This window comes from Paenibacillus sp. FSL R7-0026 (assembly GCF_038004485.1).
Classification (GTDB): Bacteria; Bacillota; Bacilli; order Paenibacillales; family Paenibacillaceae; genus Paenibacillus; species Paenibacillus xylanexedens_A.
The window spans coordinates 4,790,499-4,801,664 of the sequence record NZ_JBBORG010000001.1; the positions used below are offsets into that span (position 1 = coordinate 4,790,499).

Here is an 11,166-nt window from a genome sequence, read left to right on the forward strand (position 1 = left end):
GAAATTTTGTGCATCCACCATTATAGTTCTCTTTATTCGTAAAAACAAATACAGGCAAGAAGGAGATAACAGATGAGTATGGAGTCTGTCACATTACAACAATTAATAAAACAAACCATTAATCAATATGTATCCTCGGATATTCACATTCTAAGTATCAAAAGTAACCCAATCGGTGCAGGATCTCAAGCCATTGAATTGCTTCGACATCATATTGAATTCCTTATAAATGGAGTGAAAAATGATATTTCTTACGTAACAAAGAAGGCCACATTCATTGAACGCTCTGCCTTGTCCAGATTATTTTTACAGGGAGCCAATGTACCCTATACTCTATCAAATGAAGTTCATACTCAAGATCGCAGTCTGATCTGCATTCAGGATGTGGACTACCAAACCAACTATAGTCATCTGGATATAGACCTGCTTCAGAATAAAGAATTACAAGCACTGGCTTACATACATGGAACGAATATGGGGTTGAAAAAAGAACTGCCATGGATACCTATTGTGAATCGATCTCATATCATCGAAATGATGGAAAGACGCTGGAGACCTTTGTGGAACACCGCCATAGAACGTCCATCATTCATTGAGGAATTTGGATCACCGCTCATTTCGGAAATTGAAACTGTAGCAAGTCATATTGTAGATGATCTTGAAATTCTCATTAAGGACGAACACACACATACGATGATTCATAATGATCTGAATCCTGGCAATGTATTAGTACACAACAATGAGGATGTTTATTTTATTGATTGGGAGGAAGCAAGGTATGGCTCCCTGTTCTTTGATATCCCTCTGCGCTGTACACATTTGGGACAAGTTGAGATCTATCGGGAGTTCCTAAGTTCTCACGGATACGATATTCCACAACATCAATTCGAAAAGTACTTCTCCTTGGCATCTCGATATCTCGGCATCCGTTATATGAGTTGGAACCTTGGGGTTTGGGAACAATACCCACATGCAAAAGACGACTTGAAAAAGTATATGAAAATGGTTACTCAACCTTTGTTCTCCTGATCCCTCATTCCACATTAGTAAGACGAATTCACTGTTTTCCTGGACAAAAAAGCTCCTGCCAGCAAAGTGGCAGGAGCTTACATCACAGGGATTCAATATAACCATCGCATGCTTCCATGACATGCATGGTCTACATCTCCTCAGATATTAAGAATTCGGTACTTAGGTTCTAACCCAGATTGGCAATCCGCTGTCCAATACGTGGAAACAGCCCAAAGGCATTCTCGTAGAAGACTTTATCATGATGCTGTTCCGGTACAAGTCGACGGACAAATTCGGCATACAGATCGATGGGCGCAAGCGGCCAGTCGGTGCCAAACAGCATTTTCTCGTAATGATCCGAATAGACCAAAGCCCGGCGGAAATGATCCATGAACAGAGGCTCGTTCATGAACCGTTCAAAATGAGGCCCATCCCCCACCACAAGACCAGACAAATCCGCATACACATTAGGATTCTTCGCCACCACTTCAGCTGCATCCATCACCCAGGGATCACCCAGATGACAGATCATGAAGTTCACACCGCGTTGCTGCAAGGCTAATTCATCCACCGTCAGTGGATGCGAATATTTGAGCAACCCATTCATGGAATACGTGTCTCCCGTATGGATGACAACAGGCAAGTTGTACTTGGCTGCGAGTTCATAGACCGGGGTATAGATTTTGTCATACACATAGTGATGATAGTATCCGGCATAGAGTTTGATTCCGGCTACCTCCGGGGATTGCAGTCTAGCTTCAATCCGGTCAAGCTCGTCCTGAGCGTTTTTACCGTCTAGCGCATTGGGATTGATGCCCACGCATTCCATGAGGAATGATGGGACCTTCTCTTCCAGATCAAGCCCCATCGGGTTAGGGGAACTGGAATCCGGGAACGCTCCCTTCGTCTGCTCCGTAACCCCCATTCCGATACCCATAATGACGTCGTTCTTATCAAACTCCGCTTTAAGACCAGCGGCAGAGTAATCCACTTTAGACAGATCAATCGCTGTTCGGTGAAAGCTGTCGATGTCCGACAGGTGAATATGAATATCAATAATCGGCATGTGAAGCCTCCTTTTCATTGGTAGAAGTTGCAAAATTCAGTTTTAGAAGGTCATGCACATCCGCTGAACTCAGCGGGATTGGTCCCAGAACCAGATATGTCGGCTCCGTCCAGACCGTCTCCCCCTGCTGGAGTGTCAGATGATGATGTACGTTCAGACCCGTCACCTGATTATTGGCAAAACCCCATGCACCCTGATTCGGGTAACGATGTACCGCATGCAGCATGTTTTCACGCGAAACCGATCCTACTCGCAAAAGGTCTTCAAGTGGCAGGCCCAAATCCACCTTGCCCAGCGGGAATCGATCTTTACCCGGTTGCTCTATCCAACCTTCCGCAAATACAGATGAAGGCTGGAGGAAACGTTCCTCCGCAAGCGAGTAATCCGTCAGCGTCAGGCCGCTTTCGTTGGTCACGGAAAGTAGCGTGCACAGTACAGGGACACCCGGCAGCATCAGATAATGCTGGTTGATCGTGATTCCACGATTCGCTTCATGCTTTTCAATCCGGGTGGTCAGCTTTATACCCTTCCAGACGTTGCCGTATTGATCTTTGTGCTCTGTCCAGGAAGCGGCTCTCTGTTCCAACTGGCGGCTGAAACCATTCATGCCCGGAACCCCTACACCCAGTCCGCCATACCACGGATTCCACCACGAGCGTGGAGCCGGTTCAGGGTACGAGCTGTCCAGCCATTCTTCTCCTGCAACTTTCAGAGAGTGTACTACGCTCCCGAATTCAGGAGCAACGGCGATTGACAATACTCCATTATCTACGGTGTACACTGGTCCAAATGAACTTTCTTCAATCATCTGCTTAACCTCTGTTCCACTCTGCGGGAACCAAAGGGCAGTTCGCTCCTGAATCCGATCTTCGCCACGGTATAGCCCACGAACTTTCCAACCACTCACGTGCTGGTCTCGGTCCGCTTCGTCTGGTGAAAATGTCAGCTTGGCGGAGTTTAGATTCTGCTCCGGATTGAATTCCTTAGCATTGGCCATAACCTCCGGTTTGCCACCCTGCTGCACATATAGCTCCAGCTTGCCCGCAAGCGGAACCAGTTTATGTTCAGTCAACGTTGCTTGCAGCACGTCCGGGGCAAATGGATTCCCCTCACTCAGTGTCAGATCCAGATGACTGTCCAGCAACGGAATGACCGGGTTACGCTGCTTCCGTGCAAACGCACGGAAATCATGCCATTTGGCAAACGTGTTCAAAGCATATACAGTTGCTTTGGTCCGCACAACGGCTCCTGCGGCAATACGGCCAAGCTCATGCTGCAACCCCAGCGTGTATTCCGGGCGAAGCAGCTTCAGAGAAGGGTCCCAATAGATACCGCTGGCACCATACTCTTCTTTGCAGAACAGCCAGTTCTCCGTAATCTGTGAGCTATTCCAATGGCTCGGATCGCCAGCGTAAGAATCCCCCATATCCACAAAACGACCTTGGTAAGGGAGGATTAGCTGGTTTCCGTAGAAACCGAAGTTATTCATCAGAAACAGGTCTTCTTCCCAGGCGGTGTCTCGTGTATTTTCAACCTCGTGGTGGAATTCGGCGACTCCATTCGCAGACAGCTTGACCACGGACTTGATCTGCAAGCCAGGGAAATCCTCCGAGTCATACAGTGCTTCAAGAACCTGACGTTCCCCTTCGGCATAAATATTCACTTCTTTTGCTTGTTTCTTGGATAACTCTTCGGCAAACGGCTTACCCAGCTTCGGATAAGTCCACCAGAATGAATGACGGGAACCGGGATATTCAATCCACATGTTATTATCTTGCTTGCTCATATGAAGAGAGAATGCGCCATTAACAGCCACCCATTGATCCTCAATCTGCCCACCATATTTTCCTTCGATTCCCTTCATCAGTACAGAGATTTTGCTTGTAAAAGAGATCGCATGGTTCCCCACTGGGACAGCCGTCACTTCTACTTCTTGGGAATAGAGACCATACGAACGCAAGGTGAATGGCACTGGCACAGACATTTTACCTTTGGCAGGCACCGTAAAGCGCACCGCACGCTCCGCCCATTCAAGGAATTCATCCTCTGGCAGGTCCAAGCTGAACTCCGTTTCTGCATCCACATTATTTTCCACGTTCAGAACCAACTCAGCCGAGACGCCTGGATAAAGCTCCTTCACAGGCAGGATGGTCTTGATCTTGGCCGGGAATTTCGGGGCGATACCCAACCTGAACTCCGCTTTCTTACCGCCGATCAACCAGGTGCTGGCAACCACGGGATGAGTCTTATTGTTATTCTGTTCCTCTGTAATTGGATCAACGTGAAACTCACCTTCCACGGTGATGGTTTCTCCCGGAGCGACTGCTCGTGCAACGTCCAGCGCAAATCGAATGTTTTTGTTATCCTCACCCTTGATCTCAACCGCCAGTTCGGACGCAGAAGTGTTCTTAATGCGATAGCGAACCTTATAGCTGGAACCGAAAACCAGATCATGATCGTCAACCTCTGTTGAGATCTCGTAATCCGGTGTTTCGAGGGCAGTCAGCCCGCGACCGGACTTTTCAAATTCAGCCCGCAGGGAGACATCTCCCTTTTTCCACGTATAGTCAAAGAAATCAAAACCACGCTCCCGTCGGCCATCCGGCTCGATCACGAGTTCACGCGTGCTGTCTGCATACCAATCCAACTCCTCAAAATAAGGAGCGAGTGCTTCGGTCTGCAAGATGGTAGGGATGAAATTCATCAGATGCACATTATCATCTTTTTTCTCCCAGAAGAATCCACATTTCTTGTACATCGGTACAGCCTTCGTATTCCCTGCCCATGTGAACAGATCCAGGCGAGGCCATCCGGCCTCTACGGTCTTGCGCACAGCATTCAGGATCAGATTACGTCCAACCTTGTAACCGTGATAGTCGGGGCGTACGTTAAGCAGCGGTACATATAGCGCTCTCTCGTCATAGCGGTAGTGGGCAAAACTGCAGAAGCCAACAACCTCTTTCTCATGAACAGCTAAAAATGCATAAAGATTGGACGAACTCTCCATCTCGCGGCGAACCGTTTCCTCTGTTCTAAGGTTGGTGCCACCTCCCCAGCTTTCGTTACTGCGGTTCCACATATCCGCGAGTGCGGCAGCGTAAGAGGGGTCGTATTCAATAATATGGATTTGGTCGATAATCGAAGTTACGGTCATGTTCTGATCTCCTTATCTTTATCTATAGGATGGTCTTTGTGAACTTTCGATATGGCCTTTGCCCGATAGCCGCAGAGATAATACAGGCCATGTTTGAAGAAGCTAGCGATAGTCTTATCATACTATAAATGGAAGCATTTTCAGAGAATTAAAAATCTTTCTTTCCAACTTATATGTGCCTTTCGGAAGCTCTTGTTAGAAGCGTCAAGGATGGACGAATCTATTTAGGCATGAAAGAAAAATCCACGTCTTTTAGTTAGACGTGGATTTAGGAATATGATCAGCTACTAATTTTCAATTATGCCAATATAGAACGGACATTGCGTAGAACTGATTTCATAAATTCAGAGGTTGGTTCGGCATGCCCCGCAATTTGGATACGTCGTTGCCGCACATCAAGACTCTTCAACTGATCCGTTAAAACAACACCTGAAAATGGCAGCTCTTCTGGTAGTGTAACTTCAAAAGGATAATCCTTGGCTTGGCTCGTTATGTGACATACAACGGCAAAACCCGTTATTTCGTTGAATTCAAGTTCCGATAGAACAATAGCCGGTCGTCTCCCGGCTTGCTCATGACCTGCTTGAGGATCAAAGTCAAGCCATATCAGATCGCCTCGCTTGGGAATAATCAAAGTAACTCGTTCCCTTCAGTGCCAAAGTCTATTTCTTCATGTCTTGTATCCTGTTTCACTTTAGAGAGCAAAGTCTTTAGATGGTTACGTAGTTCATCATTGGATTCTACAGGCTTGGTTTTTGGACGCAACAACAATTCATTATCTTCCGTCACCAAAATCTCGATTTCCGAGCCTTCTTCCAGATTAAGACGCTTAAGCAATTGGTTAGGAATGCGAATTGCACTGCTATTTCCCCATTTGCTAAGTGTGGCTGTAGTCATGGCAATCCCACGCCTTTCGTTTGATTGATGCTCCAATTATACCTCAACTCCCTACAGTTGTATATCTATATGATATACATGAAACAATAAAAGGATACATTGTATTCAACCATAAAATAATGATTGTACAGCCTATGATTACGAATAGATATACCATTGCTATAAAGCAAAATGAGCATATAAAAACCCTCGTTTGGTCGAAACGAGGGTTCCCCGTCAGATCATCCCCAACAATGAAAAACAGCTGGTATCCACTTCTGTATGAAGTGTCAATGAATCCAGGCCTTATGTACGGGTAAACATATTGCCGCAGTGTGTCCTGAAATGGACATACATGTGAACTTTGACAAGCTCTATTCGCTATTGTTACTCTTTGTACAGGAGTGTTTCTTTTATATATAAAAAAGATAGATTCATGGAGGGAAAGCATGACAGAATGGATCACGCAATTTATACTCTTTTTTAAAGATTTGTCATACGCAGGTCTGGTCATTGCCTTGTCGTTTGAATTCGTACCTGCTGAACTTGTGCTGCCCATGGCGGGATATTGGGTGTATCTTGGGGATATGAAGCTTTGGCTGGCTATACTCGCTGGTACCGTAGGGGGAACGTTTGGACCTCTGACGTTGTATGCCCTGGGACGATACGGCGGCAGACCGATGGTCGAAAAATTCGGCAAGTATTTCTTGATTCGCCCCCACCATCTGGACGCTTCCGATAAGTTCTTCGAGAAATATGGTAGCGGTGTAGCTTTCTATGGACGTTTTGTCCCCGGTATTCGGACAGTGATCTCCATCCCTTGTGGAATGGCGAAGATGAATGTGTTTAAATTCAGTATCTTTACATTCTTGGCCATGCTTCCGATCACATCATTGTACATTTACTTAGGCTTCAAATTAGGCTCTCAATGGGAGCATGTGGATGAGATTGTTAAACCTTATATCGTTCCGGCAGCGGTGGTTTTCTTAGGCGCATTTGGATTGTACGTGCTTTTGAAACGTTGGAAAAGAAGAACGGCTTTGAACAAGTCATAGGTTTGTTAAGTAAGGAAAAGAGATGCGCAGATTGATGTTTTTTTTGAAATAAGTCGTATGCTAAAATTCATCTGATTATATGTAAGACCCCACTCGATCCTAAGGATCAGTGGGGTTTTATCGGTTTAATGACTATCTAACTAATAAGATACTGATAGAAAAATTAATTTCTATTTTATGTCCCTTTTAGAATTATTTTTAAGTCTTTTATAGACTGACTTGATAGCTCATAAGCATAATTACTGTCAGATTCCATTACGACCATACCAACACTCTTATCAAAATCGATGTACAGATCAAAAATTTTGATAACATTGCTACTGTAATTAACAACTATTTTTTCGTCTGTTTTCCCTACATCAATAACCTTCTTGTTCTTTTGAGCAGATTCTAAAATATTTAGAATTTGATTAACAGTGTCTCTTTGAGTGATTTTGATTACATTTCCTTCCTTATGATATTCTATCTCTGCCACAACATCGTCATTGTTTTTTTGATTACAAGCTACAATGATAAGGAGACATAAACAAATTAAAAACAATAATCCCATCCTTTTCATTTTGCACTTCCTTCCTTGTTCATAAAAAAACTCTTTTCCCACTCTAATGTTTAAGTGAGAAAAGAGCCATTAAAAATTATTTATTGCTTTGGTTTATAAGTATTTAAATCAGTTCCTGCCTTCTTTTCAAATACACGTACAACACTACGCCAGATGCCGCACAGATCACAGCACATAGACCAATGAATCCATATCCCGCCTGAAGTCCGCGCAGCAGTCCCAACTGAGTCGTTGAACCGTACAGATTCTTCACACCTTCAATCACCCAACCAATTACATAGTTACCAATGACACTACCAACCCCCATCAAGGTAACCGTGAATGTGATCGCGGTGTCACTGCCGTTCGGATATCTACGTGCGATAAACGCCATCACTGTTGGATAGATCATCGCTATTCCCGCGCCAGATATCGCAAAGAAAATTGCAAGACGCTCTCCCCCTGCCAGCGCTACGAATGTACATACTCCCGAGAAAGCCGAGAACATAATCAGTGACAATACAAATCCGATCCGGTCCGTCAATGGTCCAAGCAGCAGACGTCCCAGCGAGAACGTGAGGAAGAACGCAGATAATAACCCGGAGGCTTGGACCGTGTCCCACTTGTAGGCTTTTTCCAGGAAATTAACCAGCCAACCCCCAACCGCCAGCTCCGATACCACGCCAAAAGAAAGAATGAGCACCATCAGCCAAAGGGCAGGATCACGTGTTAACGTCCTCAGTGAAGTCCGATCTTCATGAGGAAGATCATCCCCCGGAAATTTGCTGCGCAGCGCAGCAATGATCGGCAGCAGACAGAGTGACAACATCACCAGATACATGCCGCGCCAGTCCAGTTCGTGTCCAAACACGCTCAAAGACATCACACCCGTCGCCAGCAAAGGCGCTACCGTTGAACTCAGTCCATAGAAGAAATGGGACAGGTTCATCATCGTACCTGTGTTTTTCACAAAAATCCTCGCACCCAGAATCGCCAAAGCAATCTCCAGCATGCCGTTACCGATGTACATGAAGAAGTATGATGATGCAAAGAGTGGATAGGTATGAGACACATAAATGAACACTCCCGATAGGATCATCGATGCAAATGATATGATGCTAACCGCCTTGATGCCCCATTTGCGAACCAGAATAGCCGTGAAGGAGCATGCGATCAGGTACCCCAGTGCATTCAGGGACAATAACGTCCCGAGCTGTTTCTCATCCAGATTGAAGTCGAATTGAATTCGCGGAATGGCCGGCCCCTTAATATTTTCCGATATGCCAAATACGATAAATCCCAGAAAGATTGTTGCCAGTTGCATGGCGTACAGCTTGTTGAACTTTCGTTTGTTCCCTTGCGTACCTGCTTGCTGATTCAAAATAAGTTCCTCCATTGTGTTCAGAAAAATGATTGCCCGTTATAACTACGATTGCAGTACCATCTTCCGACCGCTGTTATCCCTGTATTTTTTTGAATCGTTCCTAAAGGTGAAAATACAGTGATAAAGGCGTTCTTCAGATTGGTTCTGCCCTCTCCGTTATCGTGTCAATAATTTGTACATTTGAAATAGGAAACATGGTTAAGCTTTATTCCTAAAAATAGAATACTCGAAAAAGCTCCTTTTTCCTTTACCACTGCTTCTCAACCACCTGAATGCGGTAGGTCAGGCTCTCCAGCGTCACCGCGACCAGCCCAGTCACATATTCGCGCCGAGTGTCTCTTTGGATGATCAACTCCGGCATATGCTCCAATGGAATCATTCGATCCAAACAACCTTGCGTCAGGTCATCCCGCATCGCCGGGTCCATCGTATCACCTGTAACCACAATTGTAGCCGGATTAATGATTGCGATGATGGATACCAGCGTCTGTACTACCAGTTCCTGCAACCCTTCCGCCGTTTTCAACATGCGTAGCTGCTCTTCCCGTGACACACCAAAAGGTAAGAAAGACACCTCACCCCCAAATTGCGTATTCCCGGTCAGCGGACGACCATCAATGATAAAGCCTGCACCCGGAAAATGATTCTCCGGAAACGTCACCACCGCAAAGTTCTTCTCTTCCTCAAATTGTTGTTGGTTATACAGTCCGTAGACCGTCAGGTTCATGTCGTTTCCAATGACCACTTCCACGTCTTCATATTGTTCCTTAAGCCTTGGCCCAAGCGGCTGATACATCAGCTCCGGTACATCGCAAATGCCAATAACACCGTTGTGTGCTACACCAGGTATACCGATACCAATCGCCTGCACATTGTGGTGTTGTTCAATCAGGTTCGCAATTAGATCCTCTACCACCGTTACATTAATTTCTTCCAAAATGAGCGTCTGTTCGTCCGCCATCTCTCCGTTCAGATTGGCATATGTATGTGTAATGGAGTGAATACCGCCCTCTGTTCGAATAATTAGGCACAGAACACTGGCGTAGTCCGCATTGAATTGATATCGACTCGCCGGTCTTCCCCCACTCGATTCGTCTGGACCCAGATCGATAATCTCACCTGTCTGAAGCAACTCGTTAAGGATCGTGCCGCATGTGGCAACACTGAGTTTTGTTAGGTTCGCGATAGAAGCCTTCGTGCCGACGCCCATGGATCGGAGCGTGTTCTTCACCAGTTCAACGTTAATGCGCTTCACCTGCTGGGTGTTGTGTGATGTGGGTAACATGGTAAGTTATATGCCTCCTTTCGTTCATTTGGAACCATTCAATGAATGTTTTTAAAAGTGTTTTAATAATTGAAGTTTAGGGGGATTTGTGGGGAAAGTCAATGCTTAATTCAGAGCGAAAAACGTTGGATGGACAGACAAAAAGACAGTTCAAGATCATCTTGTGTGATCCTGCACTGTCCTTTAGTTAAGGTGGTTTATGTAGACTGGCTCATTCGATTTGCCAAGATGCTCTTCTCCAGTCGGACTTTAAATAGCTTTCGGTTTAGATCCTGTTCCAAGGAATGAAGGTGGTATGCTGCTTGTTTCACCGTGTCCATGTGTAGCACCCCTGCCCGATTCGCGATAATGTCCATAGCATCCATGATGAGTTTGTTGCATGTGACCAGTTGATCGACGTAATCGTCTTCCTGTTGGACGAGTTGTGCGTACTGCGAAGCGAGATCTTTGCTGTTGGTACTTGTCATGTCACCACTCCTAAAATTGGTACGCATAAGAGTACCATATATACAAAAAGTATATGGTACGCTCATGCGTAACGTCAAGACCATATGGAAAATTTAGGAGTGATACTCATGGCTAAAAAAGTTGTCGTCAATATTCATAAGCTCACGGAAAAACATAATATCTCGCTGCGCGAACTGGCTCGATTGTCTGATATCCGCCACGCTGCTTTGAGTGAGTTGCAGTCTGGGAAACGAGAGAATATCAACTTTGCGCACATTGAACGGATTGCAGAAGCGTTGGGTATTGATGATATAAGGGAAATTATTGAGATTAGGGAATCTTCCTAATAT

At 45.4% G+C, this 11,166-nt stretch carries 11 protein-coding genes; 3 read left to right on the top strand and 8 right to left on the bottom strand.

Going from position 1 to position 11,166, the window contains the following annotated elements:
- Positions 1–72 precede the first annotated feature (72 nt).
- Positions 73–1,029, top strand: coding sequence for a phosphotransferase family protein (locus MKY44_RS21055; protein ID WP_341008443.1), 957 nt, complete (start codon positions 73–75; stop codon positions 1,027–1,029).
- 169 nt (positions 1,030–1,198) lie between these two features.
- Here MKY44_RS21055 and MKY44_RS21060 read toward each other — a convergent pair whose 3' ends face one another.
- The 4 genes from MKY44_RS21060 to MKY44_RS21075 form a co-directional block, all read right to left on the bottom strand.
- On the bottom strand, positions 1,199–2,077 hold the full coding sequence (locus MKY44_RS21060; RefSeq protein WP_341008444.1) for an amidohydrolase family protein: 879 nt from the start codon (positions 2,075–2,077) through the stop codon (positions 1,199–1,201).
- Entirely contained in the window at positions 2,064–5,231 is a 3,168-nt protein-coding gene (locus tag MKY44_RS21065) for a GNAT family N-acetyltransferase (RefSeq protein WP_341008445.1), read from the bottom strand. The genes MKY44_RS21060 and MKY44_RS21065 overlap by 14 nt, the downstream gene beginning before the upstream one ends.
- A 298-nt stretch (positions 5,232–5,529) precedes the next feature.
- Positions 5,530–5,865: a type II toxin-antitoxin system PemK/MazF family toxin gene (locus tag MKY44_RS21070; protein WP_340913662.1), complete on the bottom strand. Its 336-nt coding sequence runs from the start codon at positions 5,863–5,865 to the stop codon at positions 5,530–5,532.
- On the bottom strand, positions 5,862–6,164 hold the full coding sequence (locus tag MKY44_RS21075; protein WP_341008446.1) for an AbrB/MazE/SpoVT family DNA-binding domain-containing protein: 303 nt from the start codon (positions 6,162–6,164) through the stop codon (positions 5,862–5,864). Before MKY44_RS21075 ends, MKY44_RS21070 begins: the two co-directional genes overlap by 4 nt.
- A 392-nt stretch (positions 6,165–6,556) precedes the next feature.
- Between MKY44_RS21075 and MKY44_RS21080 the strand changes: the two genes are divergently transcribed.
- On the top strand, positions 6,557–7,162 hold the full coding sequence (locus MKY44_RS21080; RefSeq protein ID WP_211082661.1) for a DedA family protein: 606 nt from the start codon (positions 6,557–6,559) through the stop codon (positions 7,160–7,162).
- Between the two features lie 175 nt (positions 7,163–7,337).
- On the opposite strand, the gene MKY44_RS21085 is transcribed toward MKY44_RS21080, so the two are convergent.
- The 4 genes from MKY44_RS21085 to MKY44_RS21100 all read right to left on the bottom strand — a co-directional run bounded on the left by MKY44_RS21085 (position 7,338) and on the right by MKY44_RS21100 (position 10,836).
- The gene (locus tag MKY44_RS21085; protein WP_341008447.1) at positions 7,338–7,721 is read right to left on the bottom strand and encodes a hypothetical protein; all 384 of its coding nucleotides are present in this window, start codon (positions 7,719–7,721) and stop codon (positions 7,338–7,340) included.
- 103 nt (positions 7,722–7,824) lie between these two features.
- Positions 7,825–9,024 carry an MFS transporter gene (locus tag MKY44_RS21090; protein WP_341009913.1) on the bottom strand — a complete coding sequence of 400 codons (1,200 nt, stop codon included), beginning with the start codon at positions 9,022–9,024 and terminating at the stop codon, positions 7,825–7,827.
- Positions 9,025–9,331: 307 nt separating this feature from the next.
- A complete protein-coding gene (locus tag MKY44_RS21095) occupies positions 9,332–10,369 on the bottom strand; it encodes an ROK family protein (protein ID WP_341008448.1) in 1,038 nt (345 codons plus the stop codon).
- A 197-nt stretch (positions 10,370–10,566) separates the two neighbouring features.
- Positions 10,567–10,836 carry a hypothetical protein gene (locus tag MKY44_RS21100; RefSeq protein WP_341008449.1) on the bottom strand — a complete coding sequence of 90 codons (270 nt, stop codon included), beginning with the start codon at positions 10,834–10,836 and terminating at the stop codon, positions 10,567–10,569.
- A gap of 108 nt (positions 10,837–10,944) precedes the next feature.
- On the opposite strand from MKY44_RS21100, the gene MKY44_RS21105 reads away from it, so the two are divergent.
- Positions 10,945–11,163 (top strand): helix-turn-helix domain-containing protein, encoded by a 219-nt coding sequence (locus tag MKY44_RS21105; RefSeq protein WP_341008450.1) that lies wholly within the window; start codon positions 10,945–10,947, stop codon positions 11,161–11,163.
- Positions 11,164–11,166: the final 3 nt, after the last annotated feature.

What these genes read in the sequence shown, in the direction of transcription:
- MKY44_RS21100 (WP_341008449.1), bottom strand. Translation starts at nt 10,836, where the DNA reads ATGACAAGTACCAACAGCAAAGATCTCGCTTCGCAGTACGCACAACTC.
- MKY44_RS21060 (WP_341008444.1), bottom strand. Translation starts at nt 2,077, where the DNA reads ATGCCGATTATTGATATTCATATTCACCTGTCGGACATCGACAGCTTT.
- MKY44_RS21090 (WP_341009913.1), bottom strand. Translation starts at nt 9,024, where the DNA reads ATGCAACTGGCAACAATCTTTCTGGGATTTATCGTATTTGGCATATCG.
- MKY44_RS21065 (WP_341008445.1), bottom strand. Translation starts at nt 5,231, where the DNA reads ATGACCGTAACTTCGATTATCGACCAAATCCATATTATTGAATACGAC.
- MKY44_RS21080 (WP_211082661.1), top strand. Translation starts at nt 6,557, where the DNA reads ATGACAGAATGGATCACGCAATTTATACTCTTTTTTAAAGATTTGTCA.
- MKY44_RS21085 (WP_341008447.1), bottom strand. Translation starts at nt 7,721, where the DNA reads ATGAAAAGGATGGGATTATTGTTTTTAATTTGTTTATGTCTCCTTATC.
- MKY44_RS21105 (WP_341008450.1), top strand. Translation starts at nt 10,945, where the DNA reads ATGGCTAAAAAAGTTGTCGTCAATATTCATAAGCTCACGGAAAAACAT.
- MKY44_RS21095 (WP_341008448.1), bottom strand. Translation starts at nt 10,369, where the DNA reads ATGTTACCCACATCACACAACACCCAGCAGGTGAAGCGCATTAACGTT.
- MKY44_RS21055 (WP_341008443.1), top strand. Translation starts at nt 73, where the DNA reads ATGAGTATGGAGTCTGTCACATTACAACAATTAATAAAACAAACCATT.